Below are 21,341 nucleotides of genomic sequence, written 5' to 3' on the forward strand. Positions count from 1 at the left end.
TATGATTAATATTCTGAAGGAAGTTGCCCGCGGCAAACGCGGTGCGAAGGATTTAAGCTACGGGGAAGCCGAATATGCGGCCGAAGCCATACTCACCCGGACCGCTTCGCCGGTGCAGATCGGCGCGTTCCTGATTGCAGAACGCATGAAGCTGGAGAGCCTGGAGGAGCTGGAGGCTTTTGTAGCAGTCTGCCGTAAATACGCCTTCCGTGAGCCTGTTCATCAGGGAATCGACTGCGCCGGTCCGTATGACGGCAGGGTGCATTCCTTCATCGCCACCTTCCCCACGGCCTTTCTGCTGTCAGCCGCAGGCCTGCCGGTTACCTTGCATGGTTCGGCGGGCTTGCCGCCAAAATGGGGGGTTACGCTGCAGGATATCATTCAGGCCAGCGGAGTAGATGTAGCTGTACTGAGCCGGAGCGATGCGGTTCATGCCGCCGAAGCCAGCGGAGTTCTGTTCGTGAAATCGGAGCAGTGGTGCCCCCCGCTGGGGGAGCTTCGCGGACTCCGGGAGGACATTGGGATGCGGACGATTTTTAATACGGCGGAGAAGCTGATCGACTATTCCTGTTCACCGTTTATTGTATTCGGGATATTCCATAATACGGTATTCGAGCGGATCTCCCGGCTCATTGTGAAGCTTGGCTATCAGCGGGGGCTGGTGGTGCAGGGCGTGGAAGGCTCGGAGGATCTGTACATTGACCGGCCCAACCGCGTATACCGGATTCAGGACGGTGCGGCGGAGCTGGATATCATCGACCCCGAGTCGCTCGGCCTGGAGGTCCCCGTCCCTGCGGAGCAGGAATGGACGGCTCTGCGGCAGCTCCGTACGGCAGAGGAGGTCCTGCAAGGCGGCGGGCATATGGCCTACTACAACCAGACGCTGCTTAACGCCGCTGCCAGACTGCACACCGCCGGGCGTGTGAACTCGATTGAAGAAGGCGTCTATACCTGCAAGCCTCTGCTGGACAACGGCCAGGCCTGGGCGACGTATCAGCGCTGGCAGCGCGCAATGACGGGCAGAAGGGCCGCTTCACTCGGGCAGGGTTGAGAGTAGCCGGCAGAGCCTGGCTTCTCCGTTCGCCAGTTATGTGAGGTGTACACAAACTTGTATGGCTGCCTTCTGGAAATTCAGGTGCACTTCTGCACCTCATTTGCCGCTTTTAGGTGCGTCTGGCGAATTCAGGTGCACTTCTGCACCTGATTCACTCCCTTTGCCTAGTGTCCGGCCCGCCATCCTCGCAACCACCAATGTATTCGGTTTTCCGCACACATTTGGCCCACGCGCCCTCGCAACCACCAATGAATTCGGTTTTCCGCATACATTCGGCCCATACGCCCTCACAGCCACTAATGAATTCGGTTTTCCGCATACATTCGGCCCACGCACCCCAGCACCCACCATTGTATTCGGTTTTCCACACACATCCCCAAAAAAAGCGTGCCATCCGCATTCCTGCGGTGCACGCTCTTTTCAGTTACTGCAAAACTTCCGTTAATCCGTATGCAGGGCCCCCTGCGGCTTGCCGGAACCGGGGGCACCGGCGGGATCTTTGGCATCGCTTGTGCCGCCCAGCTTGAACACCAATATCCCGCCTACGATAATCAGCACGCCGATTAGCTGGTTGAACGAGAACGGAACCTTTGCCAGGCCCAGCCAGCCCAGTGAATCCCAGAGCAAGGCGAAGCCGAGCTGGGCAGTAAGTACAATTGAAATGGCATAGGTGGCACCTAGGATTCTGGTGGCCTGGACCAGGCAGATTACGACCCCCACACCGATCATCCCGCTTAACCAGTACCAAGGCTGCATGTGCTGTAACGTGAACATATTCTTCCCTTCCATAATCAGCCCCATGACGAGGGAGGCGGCGAAGCCCATGCCCAGCACCAGTGTAGTGGTCGACCAGGAGCCCGTGTGCTCATTAACCTTGGCGTTGAAAATATTCTGTAAACTGACCAGCGCGCCCGCGATCAGTGCAAGTACTAACCCTGTTAACATATCTCTTGCCCCCTTCGTTTAAAACTTCAGTACAACTACTCCCAGAATCATCATCCCGATGCCGATAAACTGCGGCACCTTCATTTTCTGCCGGACAACTCCGAACCAGCCTCTGATATCAATGATAAACGTCAGGCAGAGCTGGGCAATCAGCAGCGCCGATATCGTAAGCGTAACCCCGATGTTCTGAATGGCCGTTACCTCACTGAAAATCACGAAGGCGGCCAGACCACCGCCGCTGATGTATAGCGGATGTACCTTGCGGAAGCCGTGCTTTTTGCCGTCCCGTACCACCAGCGCTATCGCTAACGCCATAATGAATCCGGTAAGCTGGGTAATGGTTGCCGCCTGCCACGTGCCGATATCCTGGCTGATTCTGGCATTGGCTACCCCCTGAAGCGTAATACAGGCCCCGGCCAAAAATGCGAATATGATCCCTCTCATCTGTCTCTCTCCTCTTTTTGCTTCTCTGTACTTATTAAAAGCCAGTTCGCCGGATTGGAAAAGGACATATGTCCTATTCGATAAAAGTCTGCTAGCCGCGCCGCCTGCATCGCCCTGTTAAAGAGACAACAAGCCCGTTTCAGGCCGGATTCCGGCTCGAAACGGGCTTGCATAGACTTTTCGGCACAAGATGATTGCACACCTGACTCTTAGGAGATGAGGCCCATCTCCCGCAGCTTGTCCATGATGATAACACTGACCGCCGACACACGGTCTTTGTCCTTATAGGATAACCATGCCAGCTCTTCAATCTCCGAAGCCGGGGCAAGCTCGCCTGTGAAATCTGCGGTCAGGCAGGTCATACGCACGAGTACGCCGTCCGCTTTGCCATGGGCCGGAGCCTCGAAGCTTCCGAACGCTGCAATCGTCTCCGGCAGGATCTGGACCGACAGCTCCTCCTCAATCTCGCGGATCAGAGTCTCGGCATCACTCTCGCCGGGCTCCCGCTTGCCGCCGGGGAAATAATAAGTATCCTTGCCTGTGGAACGCGCACCCAGCACCTTGCCGTCCACAACATAGATCCAAGCTACCTTATCTATTACATTACTCATTGTTAGTCTGCACCTTTCCTTCTACGTCACGCTGAAACGGAACTGCCCGTTTAAGAACAGTGTACCCGTTCCTGCTTGCTGCTTGAATATGCATATGCTGTCCGGCCTCTTCCCAGGGTACAGCATACCCCTCACCCTTTGCGCAAAAAATAGACGCCGAGGAGTAGGCCGGGTCTGCATTTTTATTATATTTCCGCTGCTCCACCACCGCCCCGGTCTGGTGGCAGGGCTCATATCCGGCCACTCGGAGTGATATCGATCCCTTGCCCTGCGTCATCGCCGCCAGTCTCACCCCGTAATTCATGAAGCTTGCCGCCGGAACTGTGCCCGTAATTACCGCCTTGGACGGTGAAATATCCGGGGGATGGAAGCGGCCGCCGGCTTGCTGAATGTCACTCATAACCTTTCCCACATCGTCCGGATCTATCCGGATCTTCAGGTCGTAGACCGGCTCCAGCAGCAGATTCTCTGCCTGCTCCAGCCCCTGGCGCAAGGCGCGGTAAGCTGCTTCCCGGAAATCGCCGCCGCTCGTATGCTTATTATGCGCCCTTCCCGTGAGCAGGGTGATCTTCAGATCGGTCAGCGGGGAACCGGTCAGCAGGCCGTGATGGCCGCTCTCCAGCAGATGCTGCTCAATCTGATGCTGGTAGCCTGCCGCGAGATCATCCGGGTGGCAGCGGTTCATGAACGTGATCCCGCTCCCGCGTTCCGCGCCCTCAAGCATCAGATGAACCTCGGCGTAGTGGCCCAGCGGCTCGAAATGCCCGCAGCCATAGACCGTACCGGCAATGGTCTCCTTGTAAAGAATCTCCGGAGGGCCAAACGAGATTTTAAGCTGAAACCGCTCTGCTACGATCTGCTCCAGAATCTCAAGCTGTATCCCGCCCATCACATGAATATGCAGCTCCTGGAGCTCTTCATCCCAGCTTACATTCAGTGACGGATCTTCCGCGCCAAGCTGTCCGAAGGCATGCATCAGCTCCTTCAGGTGCACGGGCGGCTTATAGAGCACCTTGGATTTCAAGGTGGGAATCAGTCCGCTCCCCTGCGCGTCCTGAAGTGCGCCCACTCCCGCACCCGGCAGCACGGAGCTTAGGCCTACAACCGCGAACAGCTCCCCGGCGGCAGCCCAGTCAGCAGCGCTATAAGCGGTACCGTTATACTTGCGTATTCCGGTAATCCGTTCGGAGGTTTGTTCCGCTTCGGGTCCATACGCCAAGTTCTCGCGGTTCTTCAGCACGCCCTGCAGCGCTTTGATGTAGGTGATGCGGGTACCTCTGGCATCATGGCGGATCTTGTAGACCCTCCCGGCAAAAGGCAGTGTATGATCGTACTCCGTGAACGTGAGCGCATCCAGCATCTCCAGAAATTCACTCACCCCGCGGTCCAGCAGCGCAGAGCCCTGCATACACGGAAAAATCTTTCCGCGCTCCACCATAGACCTCAGCGCACTGCGGCAATCGCTGTCCGTCAGCCTGCCTTCAAGATAAGGTTCCAGCAGCGTCTCCTCGCGTTCGGCAAGGAACGATTTCATCTCCTCGGTCCACGCAGCTTCCGGCTGCTCCGGCAACAGCAAGGCATCGCCGCTAAGCAGCTGCCGGATCTCTTCCAGGACCCGCTCAGGGTCACTCCCTGCACGGTCGGTTTTGTTAATGAAGAGCAGGGTCGGAATCCGGTGCTGGCGCAGCAGCTGCCAGAGCGTTTCGGTGTGGCTCTCTACTCCCTCCACCGCGCTGAGAATCACCACTGCATAGTCCAGCACTTGCAGACAGCGCTCCATCTCCGGGGAGAAATCGACATGGCCCGGCGTATCCAGCAGGAAATAGCGGGCATCCTTATAGGTGAACTCTGCCTGATCGGCGAAGACGGTGATCCCGCGTGCTTTTTCAATCTCATGGGTATCCAGGAACGTATCCTGATGGTCCACGCGCCCCCGGCTGCGGATGGCTTCGGTATGGTAGAGCAGCTGCTCGGCGAAGGTCGTCTTCCCGGCATCTACATGGGCGAGCAGTCCGACAGTTATATTCATAGGGTAGCGCTACACCTCTCCACGGATATGCGGAACCACCTCTGACTGGTAAAAGGCAGCCAGGCGCTCCATATCCCCTGGACTGAAAGAGGATACATCCAGTGTGGCCAGATTATCGTTCACCTGAGCCTCATTCTTGAAGCCCGGAATCGCACAGCTGACGGCCGGATGGTCCAGAATCCAGCGCATGGAGGCCCGGGCCATATTGCCGCGTCCTTCAGCGATCCAATCCAGCTTCTGCGCCAGCTCTACCCCCTTACCAAAAGGCAGCCCGGCAAAGGTCTCGCCCACATTGAACTGCTCCCCGTTCGCGTTGAACTTCCGGTGATCGTTCTCCTGGAAGGTACTGGACGCTGTGAATTTGCCGGTCAACAGACCGCTGGCCAGCGGCAGGCGAACCAGAATTCCTGCACCCTTAGCCGCAGCCTGCGGCAATAGCTCCTGTGCCGGCTGCTGCCGGAACAGATTGAAGATCACCTGGAGTGCCTCCACTCCCGGATACTCCAGACAGAGCAGGCCCTCCTCAATGGTCTCAACACTGACGCCGTAGTGACGGATTTTACCCTCGGCCTTCAACTGGTCCAGCGCCGCGAACACACTCCCATCGCGCAGAATCTCAATCGGCGGACAGTGGATCTGATACAGATCGATCGCTTCCCGCTCCAGCCGCCGCAGGCTCTGCTCACAGTATTCACTGATCCGGCGCGCTGAGTAATTCTCAGGGTCATGGATATCTCCGGCGCGGCAGAACTTCGTGGCAATATGGATCTCATCCTGCTTCCCACGGGTTGCCTTGGCGAGCAGCTCCTCCGCATGGCCGCCGCCATAGACATCTGCCGTATCGAAGAAATTCACGCCCTGCTCCATCGCTGCCTGCAAGCCTCTCAGCCCGTCCTCATCCTTGCTGTTTCCCCAGTCCCCGCCAATGGCCCAAGTGCCAAAGCTGACCTCACTGACAGACAGACCCGTATTTCCCAGCTCGCGGTATTTCATGCTATGAACCTCCATTTATGAGTTAGTATGGTTAGATGAAGCATGTACAATAGCTCTAATCAGGAACGGCTACCAGCAGACCCTCTGCCATGGAACCGTTTACAACTCTTCTTATTATGAAGGGTTTGGGCGGTCAGGTCCAGTTGTTGGCCTGATTTCACCGCCCGCCTGCGATCTGGACGATCTTCTGAATCATACCGGGTACTTCATCACTGTCGTTGATTACAAACAGATGCTCCGACTCACTCTCCGTTGGCGGCTCCGCCCGTCCCTTCTGTGAATCCGCGATTTGCCGGGTCAGCACTACATCGAAGCTGTATGATTTTCTAAGGATAGCTGTACTCCGTTCACTACTCGCTATACGCAAATACAGCAGCTCATCCGGCAGATTAAAATATACCAGCACACTAACCAATCCCTTCTGGTGAAACCAATCCAGCATTCGCAGTCGGCCTTCCCTATTAGAGTTATTGTTACACATGATGATGTGCTTCTCCGATTCATGGACGGCATAATCCACTAACGTTCGGGTCAGAGCATCCTTGAGCGTATTCGCCCCCTGCTTGGGCAGCAAACTTTCGTACCGGGTATTGATGAATTCAGCCAGATCATCCCGGTCAATAACAACCGATTCAGGTAAGCACCGCTCTAATTGTCTGGCAAATGTGGTCTTCCCGCTATGCGTTTTACCGACTGTAAGGATTGCTAACCTCTTCATCAATACCACTCCTTTACGATAAAAGTACTAAGCTCTTACGTTCTCTCTCTGCGGGTACGTCTATCCTTCCATAACAAGTAAATACCTGCCCGGGATAATTCTCCAGCAGGACATGAATCAGAATTGTTCTTTGGCAAAATTGTAAAATGCGAGTGCGTCTTCCCATGACGGGAATCCGGCCTGAGCCAGCTTGTCGCTGCCTCCGCCCTTGCCCTGGTAGCCGCCCAGGTGAGCCTTGAAGAATGCGCCGCACGAGAAATCCGCAGATCCGCTATGCGCGAGCACTGCCTTATTCTCCGCCGCACTCAGCAGCAGCACCGGAAGGTCGGTCAGCGCCGTCAGCTTCGCAGCCAGACTCTGCAGATCCTTAAGAGGTCTACTATCCGAAATATGCGTCAGCACCCCGCCGCCCTCTTCCATAGAAGATGACAGGTCCCGGGCCAGATAGCTGTCATTCTGCTCCTTCACAGCCGCCAGCTCCGCTGCCAGCAGCTTCTGCTCCTGCTCCCACTTTCCGAGCCGGTCCATAATCTCGTCCTTGCCAGTATTGAATCGGGCGGACAGCTGACTCATGATTTGCATATGATCGTTGAATTCCGCAAGCGCCCGGCTTCCGCATTTGAAGGTAATTCTAATATTACCCTTCTGCTTCTCGGACCTCAGCAGCTTAATTATTCCAATCGCCCCGGTCGAAGCGACATGAGTACCGCCGCAGGCGTTATGCTCGACACCTTCAATCTCGACGATCCGGATATCTTCTGTTACCTTAGGAAGCTTCACCAGAGGCAGCTTGGCCATTTCTTCTGCGGTCACGAAGTAGCTGGTAATCGCTAGATTCCGGTAGATCTTGCGGTTCACCTCTTGTTCAGCCTCCGCCAGCTGCACCGCTGACAGTTCCGGCATGTCAAGATCAATTGTGGCATAGTCGCTGCCCAGGTGAAAGCTCAGTGTCAGTGCCTGATACAGCTCACGGAATACCGCCGACAGCAGATGCTGGCCGCAGTGCTGCTGCATATGGTCGAATCTCCGTGTCCAGTCAATGGCGCACTCCACTTCAGTCTGCCCGGGAAGCTGCGCTACCTTATGCAGCACCTTCTGATCCTCCAGCACCACATCCAGCACAGCAATTTCGCCGATGGTTCCCGTATCACAAGGCTGTCCGCCGCCGTGCGGGTAGAAAGCCGTCTCCGCAAGCGTCACATAAATCCCGTCTTCACGCTCTATCGCGGAGGTCACGGTGGTGCTCCATTCTTTTATATACGCCGAATTATAATATAGCTTCTTGGTCATCTCTTACGCTCCCCCATTCGCATCTGTTCCAGGTCCGAAGAACTTCTCCATGACCACGTAATCCTTGCCGCCTGTGCTGAACACTTCATCGGTTGGCTGCATTCCGAACTTCTTGTAGAAGCCTGCCTTGTAGGTTCTGGCATTACAGAAAATCCGCTGCACCCCCGCCTGTTCCGCCTCCGCAAGGACCGTATTCAGCAGTTTGCTGCCGTAGCCCTGGCCTTGCTCCAGCTCCAGGGTAGCGAACTTGCGGAATTGTGCTTCTGTTCCATTGATGAACAGGGATAACACCGATACCAGACGACCTCCCACGTACAGCCCGTAATGCTTGCCCTGATCGTCATCTGCCAGCTTAATATAATCCGGCTCCCGCTCAGGCCACATCACTTCATGCCTCAGCTTCCAGACTTCTTCCTTATGTATAAGCTTGATCTCCATCTCATTCACTCCATTAGTTGTGCTTAATGCATCGTATCCCATATCTGCTTGCCGATCAATATAACAGTGACTGTAATGAATAACGGACGAATGTACGCCGCCCCTTTGCGGATGGCTATCCGGGAGCCGACAATGGCTCCGATGACCATCGGAATCCCAAGAATCAGCCCGTGAGTATAGCTGACAGAGCCCAAGACAATGAACGTAAGCAGGCTTGTGATATTGCTGGCGAAGTTGAGGATTTTGGCATTGCCTGCGGCGGTTACAAATTCGAACCCCATCATCAGAAAAGCGAAAATCAGAAACGACCCCGTTCCCGGGCCGAAGAACCCGTCATAGAAGCCGATAACCAGTGCCGCCATGCTTCCGGCCAGGCGCAGCCTGCCGTTTTTCGCGGAGAAGGTGGAGATATCTCCCCAGGATTTTTTGAACAAGGTATAGAGGGTAATTACGATCAGCATCACGATCACCAGCGGCTTCAGGAACTCGGAAGGCACCTGACGGACAGTCAGCGTACCGGCCATCGCGCCAATGACGGATAACGGGATGAGGGTGCGGACCAGTTTGAAATTGATTTTGCCGGAACGCACGAACGAGGCGGTGCTGGTCAGCGAGCACATCGATCCAGCCAATTTGCTGCTGCCAAGCAGCAGGTGAAGCGGGATACCTACCGACAGCAGGGCCGGAATCGCGATCAGACCGCCGCCGCCCACTACAGAGTCAATTAACCCGGCCAGAAATCCGCATACCACCAATATAAGAACCATACTGAGCGTCCAGTCTTCCATTACTGCGCCATTCCCCCTCTAATTCCATCCGTGAGCAGCATACCAGACGCCATCCCTGAATGTATTCCACGCCTCCTGTACGAACGGGATGATATTCTCCGGCAGCGCATCCACCGGGAACCAGCTTACGTCATCACATTTGTCCGGCTCCATGTTGCAGATCTCTCCGCTCCACTGCTCCGCCTTGAAAAAGAAATCCACCCGCTCATCCCCGGAGGTACGCAGGTGCATCGTTCCGATCAGGGTAAGCCCGGCGGGAGCTATAACAGCACCGCATTCTTCCCGGACCTCACGGATGGCGGCGGTATGAAGCGGCTCGCCGCCATCCAGCTTCCCGGCAGGCAGCCCATACTCCCCGTCATGATGTCCCGTATTCGCGCGCCGCAGCAGCAGGACTTGCCCTTCCTGAATCAAAAACACATGAACCACACTCACGAATCGAAAGACTTCCATTCCAGCTCTTCCCCTCCATTCTCGCTCCCGAAAGAATAAGCGGACAAGCCTGGAAATCGGCTTGCCCGCTCATTAATGTTACCGCTATTCTATTCTTCTGAATCCACGTTGTGGTAGACCTGCTGTACATCGTCCAATTCTTCGAGCGCATCGATCAGCTTCTCGAACTGTGCCTGCGCATCTTCAGGAATAGCTACATAGTTCTGCGGGAGCAGCGTCAGCTCGGCTACGGTGAATTCCGTGATTCCCGTACTGCGGAAGGCTTCCTGTACCGCATGGAACTGGTCCGGCTCAGCATACACGATTACCGCCTCGTCCTCTTCCAGCACATCGCGGACATCCAGGTCTGCTTCGATCAGCAGCTCCATAACCTCATCCGCAGATTTGCCTTCCACCCCGATTACCGCTGTCGGATCGAACATATACGTAACCGATCCGCTGACGCCCATGTTGCCGCCGTTCTTACTGAACGTGGAACGGACCAGCGGAGCCGTGCGGTTGACGTTATTCGTCAGCGCATCCACTACAATCATCGAGCCGCTTGGACCGAAGCCTTCATAGCGCAGCTCAACATAGGTCTCATCGCCGCTGCCCTTGGCTTTTTCCAGGGCACGGTCAATAATCGCCTTCGGTACATTATAGGTCTTGGCCCGCTCCAGAACGACCTTCAGCGCCCGGTTGGATTCCGGATCAGGCTCGCCCTTCTTCGCTGCAACATAGATTTCTACCCCGAACTTGGCGTAGACTTTACTTGTATTAGCATCCTTGGATGCTTTCTTTTCCTTAATATTATTCCATTTACGACCCATATGGTTACCGCTCACTTTCCAACATTTAATTAAAAACAGTCTTGTATATTATACCTCTCTTCAATCGATCCCGTAAAGGGCCGTCCATGCTCCTTCACAAATCAAGCAAGTTCAGCATCCGCTCTGTCCCGGCAGCCTGGATTAGCCAGGGCAGACGCGGACCCTCCTCTGCACCAAGCACCAGCTGATAAACAATGGTGAACAGTCTTTTTTGCTGGTAGCGCATCGTCTTCTTGTCTTCATGCTGACAAATGGCGTAGATTTCGGTCATCCGCTGTGTCTCGTCCAGCTCCCTGCTCCGCAGCAGACTGCACAAGCTCCGCAGCCATCTGAGCTCCACTCCGGTAAGGGAATGATAATACGCATAGTTGGGCGTGGTCTGAATCGTTACCATCTTGTGCGGCATCCAGTTTCTGATCCAGTACTCTGCACGGTCTGCCACCCTCTGCAAGCGGAGTTCATCAATTTTCTCACCATTTCTGGTGAACAACTCCCGGAGCTTGTCCCTGTCGAAGTTGATTAAGGGAAGCAGACTGGCTACCTGGCCGAAGCTAACGGTAGTTCCAGCACTTACCGGGGAGTCGCTTAGCAGTGACAGCTCCAGCGCAGCCGCCAGATCGCCCGTTAATGTACCTGCCCGTGCTCCCGCAGCATACCGCTCGAACTCCGTATAATTGCGCAGCACATCCTCATCCAGCCCGATATGGAAGGCAGCATTCGGCTGGTATTTAGCGAACAGGAACAGGATGTTCTCAGGAGCGTAGACCTCTAGCAGATCATCCGGAGTGTAATTATGCCCGGAGGAGCTGGACATTTTGGCAAAGCTGCCTTTGATGCTGATGAATTCATATGGCTCATACAACGGCGGTGAATACCCGAAGATCTGCTCTGCGATTACCGCAGCCACATTATAGCTCCCTGTCTCTGACGAATGGTCCCGGCCGCCCGGCTCGAATACGACTTGCTCCTGCTGCCAGCGCATCGGCCAGTCGATTTTCCAGTGCAGCTTGATATTGTCCGCCTGCGGAATATGTATGGTATCGCAATGACCGCAGCCGCAGCGGTAAGCCACCGTCTCCGCCGTATTGTCGTAATCCAGAATGGTGGCCGAGTCCTTGCCGCATTGCCCGCAATAGAGATGGATGGGATAGAATGCTGCCCGTTCCTCTGCTGAACTCCCGCCTGTTTTAAAAGACATCAGAATATCGTAGATCTCTCCCCGGCGGCGCAGGGCGTGCAGAATTTGCGGATTATAACGGCCTGACTGATATTCCCGGCTCTGATAAATGAACTCCGGCTCAATCTCAAATACCTGAAGCGCCCGCTCGAATTCCGACTCGAAATGGGCCGCATACGAAGCATGACAGCCATACGGACAAGGCACCTGCGAATAAGGAAGCCCAATATACTGCGCGAAGCGGGGATCGATATGGGCCGGAACTTTACGGAACCGGTCGAAGTCATCCCATGAGAAAATAAACCGCACCTCCTTCCCCGCCCGCCGCAGCGCCTTCGCCACAAATGCAGTCGTTACCACCTCGCGGAAATTCCCGATATGAACGGACCCGGACGGACTGATCCCGGATGCACATACATATGTCTGCCGCTGCGGATGCTCCGCGATTAACCGGTTTGCCATTTTTTCTGCCCAATGCATGTTGATCACCTCTACTGTTTGGTATAGTGGGGTAAAAGCAAAAAAGCTCCCGCCCTCAAGATTCATATCTTGAGGACGAGAGCTTGAATCAGCTTCGCGGTACCACCTCTGTTCACGGACAAGTTGCCTTATCCGCCTCTTCGGGTACGGCCATAACGCTTATACCCTATCTCTATAACGGGAGATCCCGGCATACCATCCTTGGACACTTATGCCCAATTCCCTATGCAGCTCGGAGACTTTATTCGGATCAGACGCTTCGCTGCCCCCTTTCACCACGAAGGGGCTCTCTGTGAACGCTGCTTGCCTGCCTACTCTTCTCTTCATCGCTTGTTGCTGTAAGTTGTTATGTGCCATTTTACGCTGGGGTGGATGGTTTTGTCAACGGAGGAAAATTGAAAATCAGTACTGTATCAATGCTAAAGCTTTGAGTAAATCACTTACTCTATGATTGAGATATTCACTGTTCCTACCACATGGAAAAATAGCTTTTTTAAGAATGAAAACAAGGCAGTGCCTCTATGACTGAGGAACTACCTCGTTTTAAGGTTTTCTTGGACTTTATTTCGCTTTATTTAAAGATAATCACTCATTATTTTTGGATAAAACATACTTTTTAAGATCCGCAAATGTATCCTTGTGATCCTTAGCCCATTGTACTTCGTCAATAGCTGTCAGGGATTTCGCTTGAGCATCTGGAACCAAAGTCAGAACTACTGGAAAGAGTTCGGTTTTACCAGACTCGACTTGATCCATAATAAATGGAACTGCTGGTAGACCAAGCTTGGTCAAAGAAGTAATTTTCTCATTCTCAGATAAATCAGAATTAGCGATATTTTCAACTTCTGCAGGAAGTGTACTCAATTTAACCTTCCATTTTTCAGAAAATTTATCACCATAAGCCCATGCCGTACTTTGTTCTTCTTTCAAATCAACTTTTGAAATCTCTTCGATAGCAACCGCAAAAATATAATCAAATAGACCACTACCTTCACTTTCATCAATTTTCTTTTCCAAAATTGGAATAGCATCCGGTCCAATGTTCACAATATTAGTATATTCTTCGCTATTTTTGATAAAATCATAAGGATTACTACTCATGGCAAGCTCAGTTTTGTTAGTAACTTCTGCTTGCAGTTGAGTGGCCAAACCATTAAGATTCTGGTCAATTTGTTTCTCAACAGATGCATTTGCACGTACCGCATATAAAGAAGAAGTAACAGTAAAGCCGAGGGCGAAAATTCCGACAAGCATTTTCTTATTCATTTTATCACCTCAATCAAATATTTTATTCATTATTTATAAACTTGTAATGCTGCTCCGTATACATTCGATGTATATGGATCCCATCCTAAAGATTGGATTCTTTCTAACTTCCCCCATTTTGCATTAGAGTAATTAGTTCCTTCTGCTTTAGAGAAGTGAGTGACATTATTTGTAGATGTACCATATGCAATAATCTTTACATTCGAGGCGCCAGAACTATATGGATACGGATTATACATTTGGGAAGTCATGTAATTATTGGCTTGTTGCAGTGTAGGGTTACTACCTCCCCATGGCCATACCCAGTTATTTGTATCACCTAGCGCATATCCTAAACAGTTATAATTAGGAGTTGCAGCCGCTAGATAATAATAATTGCCCGATGTTTTGACCATAGATTCGTAAGTAGATTTTGGAAAGCTGAAATCACTAGTATAACCCGCAAATGCCGTTAGCCCCCCTGCACAAAAAACTGCAACTGTTACAACTCCAGTAGCTAGGTATTTCTTTAGCTTCATAGATGTACCTCCTTTTTGTTTTTTTTATATTTAATGTATTTATAAAGTATAATTTACCATTTTGTTTTTCTCTATAGTACATAAGTAATGTTTTTTCGACAAATAATTTTATTTAAACCTTATATATTCAATTCAATATGAGACTTTTTTTGCACTCGTAAAGCTGGGTGACATTTCCACCTTTCTAAAACCGAAGATTTCACCCTCACCGAAAAGGAAATTATGGTTAATAAAAGATATAATGATCATAATTGAATCTCATGGCGTTAAAAGATATATAGAAGATCACTGACTCGTAATTCCAACATTCCAAAGCATCATTAAAGTTATAGGATGGCATTATCGCTTGAACAGTGGATAAAAGAGTACCTTAAATAGGTTAAGCTTGGTTTCTTTATTTTGGCAGCAAGGAATACGAAGATGCAACGTCAAATATAATCAAATATAATAGGCAGGTCTCGTCTCACCTTATCTGTGTCTTGAGAAGGAGATCAGCTCAAAAATCGACTCACAATTTATTGATTCTGAATTAACAAAAAAGGAGGATTATTCATGAAAAAAAATCTGTTTTTCACCTTCATTAGCTTTTTATTTCTTTTTGCTTGTTCTTCGCAACCAAAATATTCTAACGTGAATGAAGCCATGATGTCCCTTGAAAAAAACATTACACAAATTGAATCACCTGACGACCAAATGCTTGAGGGTATTAAACCTGTTAGCTATAAACTGAGTAATGAGGAAATTATAAAAGTTTACGTTTTCGGATCGGAGAAGGAACGAGAAAATGGAACAAAACACTTTGAAGAAAGTATTCAGCTGCTTAGTTCCCACGCACCAATTGTCTACCAATCCGGAACATATTTAGTTCTGTATTACGCCCTCGTCGATTCAAAAACTAGAACACCTAAACTAAACGAAACAGAGTTTGGAGTTAAAATAGAAAAAGCTCTCAACAGTATGTAACAGTAAGAAATCACGATTCAGGTCTATGCGACTATTAGAATCGAATGTCCCGGCTCATATGGCCCAAACGATCAGTGCTCTTTGGAAGGCTATTTGTAATTAAGCTCCAAACATCGTACAACCTCACCATCACATAACTCTTCACTGACCTTTTGGAATCCTAACGAATCATACAACAATCCGGCAATCCGATTGCCGGGTCTATGCCCGATCATTAATCGGGTACACCCTTCATTTCGCATATGCTCGATTAATTTCACCATTGCTTGTCTGCCATAACCCTGTCCTTGATGATGCTCATCAATCATAAGGGCTGGTATCCAGCAGTTACCCTCCTCATCGACTACAATTGCAAGCACACAGAACACCCCCACCCTCCGCAGTAAACAAATGGAATAAAGTATCTTAATTTCCCGGTTTCTAATAGTTTCAGGTGAACAAGTGGAAAAACAGCAACTACTGCATCGAGATATGCCGCTACGGCGGAATATGGGAGAAATTAAGTGTCGTTTATCCAACTGCTGTCCCGGCAAAGTCCGTTCATTCATCAGCAAGTGGAGGAAATCCACCTATGATCCGGCACAGCCCGCTGCCTAGCAATCTCCGCAAAAAGGAGGATTGCCATCCACGGCAATCCTCCCCAATTCACACCAATTAATCCCGATCCATTGAGCGCTACACCCAAACCTCATTCGCCGTCTCAATCACCAGCCGCAGCTTATCCCACTGCTCTTCTTCCGTCAAAATGTTGCCTTCCTCCGAAGAGGCGAAGCCGCATTGTGTGCTGAGGCAAAGCTTGTTGATGTCTACGTACTGCGCAGCTTCTTCAATACGCGCGATGAGCTGCTCCTTGCTCTCCAGACCGCCATGCTTGGTGGTCACCAGTCCCAGTACCACGAACTGGTCCCGGATGAAGCGCAGCGGCTCGAAGTCGCCGGAGCGTTCATTGTCGTATTCGAGGAAGAACGCGTCCACGTTCGTATTCGAGAACAGCTCCTCGGCGACCGGCCCGTACCCTCCGGCGGCAAACCAGGTCGAGCGGAGATTGCCCCGGCATACATGCAGGGCAATGGTCATGTCCGCCGGGCGGCCGGCAATGCTCTCGTTGATCAGCCGGACGTAATCTTTTGCCAGCTGATCCGGGTCAACGCCCCTGCTGCGCAGATGTGCACGATGACGACCGCTGCACAGCGTCCCCCAGGTGGTATCGTCCAGCTGCAGATAACGGCAACCGGCATCATAGAAGGCCTGAATCGCCGTCCGGTACACCTGAATGATATCCCCATACAGCGCTTCGGTATCGGAATAAATCTCGTTGCCGTTATACTCCTGCACGAAATGGAACAAAGAGGGGGAAGGAATCGTCATTTTGGCCATGGTCTCTCCGGCCATCTGCTGCAAGCTGCGGAATTCCGCGACCATAGGATGGTCCCCGAAGGCGATTTTACCGGTAATCCTGAAGCTCTCGGCGCGGTTCACCTGTTCTTTGGTAGCGCCGGGAGTACCGCCAAGAGTGATCTTTCCAGTACCCTCGATCCCCAGGAAGAAGTCCAGATGCCACCAGGAACGGCGGAATTCGCCGTCTGTGACCGCATGCAGCCCAAGCGCCTTCTCCTGCTCCAGCAGCTTCCGAATCTCCACAGTCTCAATTTCCTGCAGTTGTCCCTCAGTTAGTTCACCTTCCGCATATAGGCTGCGCGCATTCTTGATCTCCTCTGTACGCAGGAAGCTCCCGACAATGTCGTAGCGGAAGGGCGGTGCGTTTCTTGTCGATCCGATCACTGGACTGCTCATACGTCCCTCCTGCTCTTATAATAAGAAAGATTCAAGCTCGAAAGCATTACCCGACACCAGATCATTCAGAATATCGATATATGTAGACATAATTTCACTCGGTTTGCGGTCCTTGTGGGCGATCCAGCCGACAGAGAACACTTCCTTGCTGTCAAAAGGAATCGTGATCAGCCCCGCATCATCCAGCTCAGAGGCCATAATCCCGGTCCCCACAGTATACGAATCGCTTCCGAGCAGCAAATGAGTCAGCGTGGCCCGGTCGGTCACCTTAATATTCTTCTCAATCTGTGTGAAGCTAAGCATCTCTTCCGAGAAATGCAGCGAATTGTTGTCCCCCTGCTCAAAAGTAATGTAAGGATACGGATGAATGTCCTCCGCCGTGATCCACTCTTTTGCAGCCAACACATGCCCTGCCCGCACATAGACATGCGGATTCGTATTGAACAGCGGGGTAAACTTCAGGTTCCCGTCACTGAACAGCTTGTTCATGATCTTGTAGTTGCTCTCGTTGATATACAGAATCCCGATGTCGCTGCGCAGGGTACGCACATCCTCGATGATCTCATAGGTCTGCGTCTCTCTCAGGCTGAAATTGTATTCCTGCACCTTGCTCTCCTTCATCAGCTTCACAAAAGCATCCGTAACAAACGCATAATGCTGTGTAGATACCGAGAAATAGATCGGGCTGCGCTTCTTGCCGGTATAGCGGTTCTCCATGAATTCGGTCTGCTCAATAATCTGCCGGGCGTAGCCCAGGAATTCCATACCTTCCGCCGAGATGCTGATTCCCCGGTTATTCCGTTCAAAAATCGTAATGCCCAGCTCGTTCTCCAGCTCCTTGATAGCATTCGAGAGGCTGGGCTGTGACACAAATAGCCGTTTGGCCGCTTCATTCATAGAGCCGCTGTTCGCAATCTCAATCGCATAGCGGAGCTGCTGCAAAGTCAAACTTTTCCCCCTCCGATCAAGGACTTCACCTGGCAGGTTCATCAAAATAAGAATTTACTTGTTATCCTAGCACACCTGCCGCGTCTGATCTACTATAGATTATTGAAGCAGGTGGCCTGGCGGATGTTACTGGGTGCGCTTCTTGCCTGCGTCGATTTTGGCCGGGTCCAGCCCTTCCCAGATATTCTTGATCTTCGCGTTCTCAGGGTCATCGAATACCAGGAATGCCGTTGGCAAGTAACGCTCCCCATACTGCGAAGAGGGCTTGTTGACAATCTCATTGTCCTTCACCAGCACTGTCGAAGATCCCCCGTCCAGATTGGCCGCGATGACCGCCCCATGCTTCAGCATAATCTGCTGCACATCATACAGGTTCGCCCCGATACTGTAGCCCGGCTGCCGCCCGTCAATGACTACGAAGATGAGCGCACCGTCTGCCCGTTGACCCATAGCTGTTCTTGGCGCGATGCCCCAGCCTTCGGCGGCATTCTTGATCTGGCCTTTCCCGTTCACGATAATCCGCGGCTGAAAAGAAACCGCCTCCTGCACCCCCATCTTGCTGAGCTGATCCAGAGTGTAGTTACCGGCGACCATTTTACCTTCTTTATCAATGCCGACAATCTGAGTGGACTTCTTGCCGCCCAATCCATTGTAGAACAGCTTCCCTTGCGAGATCACCAGCCCGATCGGCTTGAAGCCGTTGCCCTTCCAGTTCGGATCGGCGAAGCCGCCGCCGTTCACCCCGGCGATAGCCCCCGTCCGCTGCACCATGCTGGATACCTTTTCCCCGGAGCCGATTTTGCTCGGCACACCCAGGCGCACCTTCTTGGGGTCGTTCACAATCATGACATAGCCGCTATAGCCGCTGCCCGAAACCTCTTCAACCTGGACCAGTGGTGTATGCTCCGCTTCCTTTACAGGCTCAGGCTTGATCTCATGGGTGTCTACCTCGTCGCCCATCTCCTCGAAGCGCTTGGTATAATCGCTGACGCGGTGCTTCAGCTCTTCTTCGCCGATAATATATTTGGCCCAATGCCGGTGTTGAGTCGTAATCAGCGTATCTGCGATCAGGAAGCGCGTATTCTTGGCCGACGGTGCGAAATAGAGCCAGCCTCCGGCTGCTATAACCAGAATGAAACAGACCATGAACACCCTGAAGAGTGTACGGAAGAAACCTCTTTTCTTGCGCTTGGGCGCTGGCTTCTTCTTCTTGCGGACAGTAGAACGTTGTGGTAAAGAGCTCACTTCTGAAATCCTCCCTAACATACTGATAATGGTTAAGTCTACAAACTCACAACTTCCATGATAGACGAAATTCCGGATTTAAAAGTTTCAGTTTGTTTAACTCTGTCCAAAAACTGTAAACTGATTAACATAAGTCCAGGCCGGACCAATTAAAACCTAGGAGGACAGCGGCTTGAAACAGCTATTCATCGCAGCCTTGGAACAGAACAGTCAAGAGAATATCCGGCAAGTGCCCAAAGGAGATCTGCACAACCATATCACCAGGGGAGGCAACAAACGTTACATCACAGCTTGGTGCGGTACGGCTGTACCGGAATGTCCCATATTTACGGATCTTGGGGAGATGAACCGGTGGAATGCCCGCTATATCAAGCCTTTGCTGACTGGGCGGATCGGGTATGAGAAGCGGATTGAGGCAGCTTTTGTCCAAGCGAAGACAGACGGCGTCCAATTGCTGCATATGAGTGTAACTATAGGAGAGGAAGCGTGGTTCGACCATTCTATAGCAGAATTGATCCATACCATTCAGGGCATTCACGAGCGGTTTGCACCAGAGATTCATTTTGTCCCGGAGCTTGCATTTCTCACCCATACGCCGCTTCAAGAAACCATTGAGATGCTCGAAGAATATCTGGAGTATAACTATTTTAAATCCCTCGATATTTTTGGTGATGAGTTTGCCGTTCCGGGGTTTAAGCAGGTGTTCCGCATGGCGAAGGCAAGGGGACTGATTCTCAAGGCGCATGTAGGCGAGTTCGGCACATCCGATCTGGTAAAACAGGCGGTGGAGGAACTGGAGCTGGATCAGGTTCAGCATGGCATCGCAGCAGCGCAATCTCCAGAGACGATGAAGTGGCTTGCCGATCATCACATCCAGCTTAACATCTGCCCCACCAGCAATGTTCTGCTCTCCAGGGTGGCCAATTATGCGTCACATCCCATCCGCAAGCTCTATGATTATGGCGTCAAAGTCACGGTGAACACGGATGATATGATTATTTTTGACCAGAGTGTGTCGGACGAGTTCGTTAATTTGTACAGAAGCGGACTATTCAGTGCGGAGGAGTTGAATACGATCCGGGAGAATGCGCTGACGGACGCTAACCGGAAATAAAGGCCGGAGCTTGCGTACCTATAGCCTACGCTACTATTCTATAAGTGAAGTCAACCTAAACATAATTTAAGGAGGGTTATCATGAACGCTTTTCTAACTGAATTTGAACAACGGATTCGCGAGGACTTTGTGGCTGACCTTGAAGCGATTTTAGAGGAAACAGCACATGAGAAGGTGTATGTCTGCGCAGTAGGGACGGATAGCGACTTTGTCACTCTGTTCCTTGCTGTCAATACAGAGCAATCCCTTGCCAGACATATTGCCGATATGACAAGTGAAGGGTTATGTGAAGATGCTGAAACAGAGCTCTATTACAAATGGGGAATTTCCGAATTTCAATATGGCGAGCATTCGCATTTCAATCATATCAGCCGTTTTTTATATGCACAGGATAATGTATACCAATATAAAGATGAAATGGTCAAAATCATTGCCAAGGTTGTTAACGAAACCAAGGACGATATCTTCACAAAATATAATCAAACCAAAGAGGACATTACCTTCTTTGTATCCATGACCGACGATGAGCTGGCTGAGGAATTAGAAAATGAATCGGTGGCGCTGATGACAAATCATAAATTGGTTCCTGAATTCTTAGCACGCTATGATGCTGAAAGCTAAAGAAACCAAACAGAGGCAGCCCGGGCTAACACCCCTGACTGCCGCTGTAGTAATGGTAATTCGTGCGCTATCTTGATTTTGTCAAGTATAGCGTGAGCTCATCATCCACCCGAACCTGGCTTCCAGGAACTGCGGGCAGGTTGTCATACATAAGTCCCCGGCCATCCGGGACATAGCCCCGCTTGATGTACAGCCTTTGCGCTGTACCATAGCTGTCATACAGTCCGAAACCAATACCAACCGTGTCAAATCCGGCGAAGGCTTCTGCTTCGAGTTCGTCCATCAACACACTGCCGATGCCGCACTTGCGCATAGGAGGAATCACATCAAGATTCTGGATCTCAGGAATGTGATTCTCGGCAAAATAAGGGTAGTGAGAGCTATAGACGATATGTCCCCAGCCAGCAAACTCATTCTCACGCAGGGCTACGAGCGTAAGCCGCTTTCCCCCTTCGTTCTCTTCCCAGCATTGTTCAATATACTCTAAAGGTTTGCTGACATCATGCGGAGCCAGCCCTTCATGTATCCCTGTAATGTCCTCGGACTTCATCCGGCGGACCGTTATAGAAATACTCATAAAGTCAATCATTCCTTTCCAGTTGACTGTGCTTTTGAAAAAAAGCCGCGCATCCCTGCACGGCTT

General features: G+C 51.5%; 24 protein-coding genes. 4 read left to right on the top strand and 20 right to left on the bottom strand.

Annotation, left to right across the window (positions count from 1 at the left end; genetic code table 11):
• Position 1 precedes the first annotated feature (1 nt).
• Entirely contained in the window at positions 2–1,051 is a 1,050-nt protein-coding gene (locus tag NST04_RS21035; protein WP_341185991.1) for an anthranilate phosphoribosyltransferase, read from the top strand.
• 444 nt (positions 1,052–1,495) lie between these two features.
• On the opposite strand, the gene NST04_RS21040 is transcribed toward NST04_RS21035, so the two are convergent.
• The 15 genes from NST04_RS21040 to NST04_RS21105 all read right to left on the bottom strand — a co-directional run bounded on the left by NST04_RS21040 (position 1,496) and on the right by NST04_RS21105 (position 14,013).
• Positions 1,496–1,999 (bottom strand): DMT family transporter, encoded by a 504-nt coding sequence (locus NST04_RS21040; protein ID WP_341185992.1) that lies wholly within the window; start codon positions 1,997–1,999, stop codon positions 1,496–1,498.
• An 18-nt stretch (positions 2,000–2,017) separates the two neighbouring features.
• Entirely contained in the window at positions 2,018–2,443 is a 426-nt protein-coding gene (locus NST04_RS21045) for a DMT family transporter (protein ID WP_341025126.1), read from the bottom strand.
• A gap of 209 nt (positions 2,444–2,652) precedes the next feature.
• Positions 2,653–3,054 carry an NUDIX hydrolase gene (locus tag NST04_RS21050; RefSeq protein WP_341185993.1) on the bottom strand — a complete coding sequence of 134 codons (402 nt, stop codon included), beginning with the start codon at positions 3,052–3,054 and terminating at the stop codon, positions 2,653–2,655.
• Positions 3,047–5,083, bottom strand: a complete 2,037-nt coding sequence (locus tag NST04_RS21055) for a translation factor GTPase family protein (protein ID WP_341185994.1) — start codon at positions 5,081–5,083, stop codon at positions 3,047–3,049. The genes NST04_RS21050 and NST04_RS21055 overlap by 8 nt, the downstream gene beginning before the upstream one ends.
• A gap of 9 nt (positions 5,084–5,092) precedes the next feature.
• Entirely contained in the window at positions 5,093–6,076 is a 984-nt protein-coding gene (locus NST04_RS21060) for an aldo/keto reductase (RefSeq protein WP_341185995.1), read from the bottom strand.
• 157 nt (positions 6,077–6,233) lie between these two features.
• Positions 6,234–6,794: an AAA family ATPase gene (locus NST04_RS21065; protein WP_341185996.1), complete on the bottom strand. Its 561-nt coding sequence runs from the start codon at positions 6,792–6,794 to the stop codon at positions 6,234–6,236.
• A gap of 117 nt (positions 6,795–6,911) precedes the next feature.
• Positions 6,912–8,084, bottom strand: a complete 1,173-nt coding sequence (locus tag NST04_RS21070; RefSeq protein ID WP_341185997.1) for an alanyl-tRNA editing protein — start codon at positions 8,082–8,084, stop codon at positions 6,912–6,914.
• 3 nt (positions 8,085–8,087) lie between these two features.
• Positions 8,088–8,522, bottom strand: a complete 435-nt coding sequence (locus NST04_RS21075; protein WP_341185998.1) for a GNAT family N-acetyltransferase — start codon at positions 8,520–8,522, stop codon at positions 8,088–8,090.
• A 23-nt stretch (positions 8,523–8,545) separates the two neighbouring features.
• Complete coding sequence (locus NST04_RS21080; RefSeq protein ID WP_341185999.1) at positions 8,546–9,310, bottom strand: TSUP family transporter; 765 nt, start codon at positions 9,308–9,310, stop codon at positions 8,546–8,548.
• Positions 9,311–9,328: 18 nt separating this feature from the next.
• Complete coding sequence (locus NST04_RS21085; protein WP_341186000.1) at positions 9,329–9,763, bottom strand: NUDIX hydrolase; 435 nt, start codon at positions 9,761–9,763, stop codon at positions 9,329–9,331.
• Positions 9,764–9,852: 89 nt separating this feature from the next.
• Entirely contained in the window at positions 9,853–10,572 is a 720-nt protein-coding gene (locus tag NST04_RS21090; RefSeq protein ID WP_341186001.1) for a YebC/PmpR family DNA-binding transcriptional regulator, read from the bottom strand.
• Positions 10,573–10,666: 94 nt separating this feature from the next.
• Positions 10,667–12,229: a lysine--tRNA ligase gene (gene lysS, locus NST04_RS21095; RefSeq protein WP_341186002.1), complete on the bottom strand. Its 1,563-nt coding sequence runs from the start codon at positions 12,227–12,229 to the stop codon at positions 10,667–10,669.
• A gap of 159 nt (positions 12,230–12,388) precedes the next feature.
• The gene (locus tag NST04_RS34050) at positions 12,389–12,556 is read right to left on the bottom strand and encodes a hypothetical protein (protein ID WP_445667935.1); all 168 of its coding nucleotides are present in this window, start codon (positions 12,554–12,556) and stop codon (positions 12,389–12,391) included.
• 258 nt (positions 12,557–12,814) lie between these two features.
• Complete coding sequence (locus NST04_RS21100) at positions 12,815–13,495, bottom strand: hypothetical protein (protein ID WP_341186003.1); 681 nt, start codon at positions 13,493–13,495, stop codon at positions 12,815–12,817.
• A 29-nt stretch (positions 13,496–13,524) separates the two neighbouring features.
• Positions 13,525–14,013, bottom strand: a complete 489-nt coding sequence (locus NST04_RS21105) for a DUF7689 domain-containing protein (protein ID WP_341186004.1) — start codon at positions 14,011–14,013, stop codon at positions 13,525–13,527.
• Positions 14,014–14,565: 552 nt separating this feature from the next.
• Between NST04_RS21105 and NST04_RS21110 the strand changes: the two genes are divergently transcribed.
• Entirely contained in the window at positions 14,566–14,976 is a 411-nt protein-coding gene (locus tag NST04_RS21110) for a hypothetical protein (protein WP_341186005.1), read from the top strand.
• Positions 14,977–15,065: 89 nt separating this feature from the next.
• On the opposite strand, the gene NST04_RS21115 is transcribed toward NST04_RS21110, so the two are convergent.
• The 4 genes from NST04_RS21115 to NST04_RS21130 form a co-directional block, all read right to left on the bottom strand.
• The gene (locus NST04_RS21115) at positions 15,066–15,524 is read right to left on the bottom strand and encodes a GNAT family N-acetyltransferase (RefSeq protein WP_341186006.1); all 459 of its coding nucleotides are present in this window, start codon (positions 15,522–15,524) and stop codon (positions 15,066–15,068) included.
• Between the two features lie 127 nt (positions 15,525–15,651).
• Positions 15,652–16,770, bottom strand: coding sequence for a 5-methyltetrahydropteroyltriglutamate--homocysteine S-methyltransferase (locus tag NST04_RS21120; protein ID WP_341186007.1), 1,119 nt, complete (start codon positions 16,768–16,770; stop codon positions 15,652–15,654).
• Positions 16,771–16,785: 15 nt separating this feature from the next.
• Positions 16,786–17,718, bottom strand: a complete 933-nt coding sequence (locus NST04_RS21125; protein ID WP_076078080.1) for a LysR family transcriptional regulator — start codon at positions 17,716–17,718, stop codon at positions 16,786–16,788.
• Positions 17,719–17,844: 126 nt separating this feature from the next.
• Complete coding sequence (locus tag NST04_RS21130; RefSeq protein WP_341186008.1) at positions 17,845–18,984, bottom strand: phosphodiester glycosidase family protein; 1,140 nt, start codon at positions 18,982–18,984, stop codon at positions 17,845–17,847.
• A 151-nt stretch (positions 18,985–19,135) separates the two neighbouring features.
• Here NST04_RS21130 and NST04_RS21135 point away from each other — a divergent pair, with 151 nt between their 5' ends.
• Together NST04_RS21135 and NST04_RS21140 are read left to right on the top strand one after the other, a co-directional pair.
• On the top strand, positions 19,136–20,077 hold the full coding sequence (locus NST04_RS21135; RefSeq protein WP_341186009.1) for a hypothetical protein: 942 nt from the start codon (positions 19,136–19,138) through the stop codon (positions 20,075–20,077).
• 81 nt (positions 20,078–20,158) lie between these two features.
• Positions 20,159–20,698 (top strand): DUF4303 domain-containing protein, encoded by a 540-nt coding sequence (locus NST04_RS21140; RefSeq protein ID WP_341186010.1) that lies wholly within the window; start codon positions 20,159–20,161, stop codon positions 20,696–20,698.
• 67 nt (positions 20,699–20,765) lie between these two features.
• Here NST04_RS21140 and NST04_RS21145 read toward each other — a convergent pair whose 3' ends face one another.
• On the bottom strand, positions 20,766–21,275 hold the full coding sequence (locus NST04_RS21145; protein ID WP_341186011.1) for a GNAT family N-acetyltransferase: 510 nt from the start codon (positions 21,273–21,275) through the stop codon (positions 20,766–20,768).
• Positions 21,276–21,341: the final 66 nt, after the last annotated feature.

It is taken from the genome of Paenibacillus sp. FSL H7-0756, from assembly GCF_038006765.1.
GTDB lineage: Bacteria > Bacillota > Bacilli > Paenibacillales > Paenibacillaceae > Paenibacillus_AQ.

Coding starts and splice junctions, on each gene's coding strand:
- NST04_RS21035 (WP_341185991.1), top strand. CDS start 2: ATGATTAATATTCTGAAGGAAGTTGCCCGCGGCAAACGCGGTGCGAAG.
- NST04_RS21040 (WP_341185992.1), bottom strand. CDS start 1,999: ATGTTAACAGGGTTAGTACTTGCACTGATCGCGGGCGCGCTGGTCAGT.
- NST04_RS21045 (WP_341025126.1), bottom strand. CDS start 2,443: ATGAGAGGGATCATATTCGCATTTTTGGCCGGGGCCTGTATTACGCTT.
- NST04_RS21050 (WP_341185993.1), bottom strand. CDS start 3,054: ATGAGTAATGTAATAGATAAGGTAGCTTGGATCTATGTTGTGGACGGC.
- NST04_RS21055 (WP_341185994.1), bottom strand. CDS start 5,083: ATGAATATAACTGTCGGACTGCTCGCCCATGTAGATGCCGGGAAGACG.
- NST04_RS21060 (WP_341185995.1), bottom strand. CDS start 6,076: ATGAAATACCGCGAGCTGGGAAATACGGGTCTGTCTGTCAGTGAGGTC.
- NST04_RS21065 (WP_341185996.1), bottom strand. CDS start 6,794: ATGAAGAGGTTAGCAATCCTTACAGTCGGTAAAACGCATAGCGGGAAG.
- NST04_RS21070 (WP_341185997.1), bottom strand. CDS start 8,084: ATGACCAAGAAGCTATATTATAATTCGGCGTATATAAAAGAATGGAGC.
- NST04_RS21075 (WP_341185998.1), bottom strand. CDS start 8,522: ATGGAGATCAAGCTTATACATAAGGAAGAAGTCTGGAAGCTGAGGCAT.
- NST04_RS21080 (WP_341185999.1), bottom strand. CDS start 9,310: ATGGAAGACTGGACGCTCAGTATGGTTCTTATATTGGTGGTATGCGGA.
- NST04_RS21085 (WP_341186000.1), bottom strand. CDS start 9,763: ATGGAAGTCTTTCGATTCGTGAGTGTGGTTCATGTGTTTTTGATTCAG.
- NST04_RS21090 (WP_341186001.1), bottom strand. CDS start 10,572: ATGGGTCGTAAATGGAATAATATTAAGGAAAAGAAAGCATCCAAGGAT.
- lysS (WP_341186002.1), bottom strand. CDS start 12,229: ATGCATTGGGCAGAAAAAATGGCAAACCGGTTAATCGCGGAGCATCCG.
- NST04_RS34050 (WP_445667935.1), bottom strand. CDS start 12,556: ATGAAGAGAAGAGTAGGCAGGCAAGCAGCGTTCACAGAGAGCCCCTTC.
- NST04_RS21100 (WP_341186003.1), bottom strand. CDS start 13,495: ATGAATAAGAAAATGCTTGTCGGAATTTTCGCCCTCGGCTTTACTGTT.
- NST04_RS21105 (WP_341186004.1), bottom strand. CDS start 14,013: ATGAAGCTAAAGAAATACCTAGCTACTGGAGTTGTAACAGTTGCAGTT.
- NST04_RS21110 (WP_341186005.1), top strand. CDS start 14,566: ATGAAAAAAAATCTGTTTTTCACCTTCATTAGCTTTTTATTTCTTTTT.
- NST04_RS21115 (WP_341186006.1), bottom strand. CDS start 15,524: ATGAATGAACGGACTTTGCCGGGACAGCAGTTGGATAAACGACACTTA.
- NST04_RS21120 (WP_341186007.1), bottom strand. CDS start 16,770: ATGAGCAGTCCAGTGATCGGATCGACAAGAAACGCACCGCCCTTCCGC.
- NST04_RS21130 (WP_341186008.1), bottom strand. CDS start 18,984: ATGTTAGGGAGGATTTCAGAAGTGAGCTCTTTACCACAACGTTCTACT.
- NST04_RS21140 (WP_341186010.1), top strand. CDS start 20,159: ATGAACGCTTTTCTAACTGAATTTGAACAACGGATTCGCGAGGACTTT.
- NST04_RS21145 (WP_341186011.1), bottom strand. CDS start 21,275: ATGAGTATTTCTATAACGGTCCGCCGGATGAAGTCCGAGGACATTACA.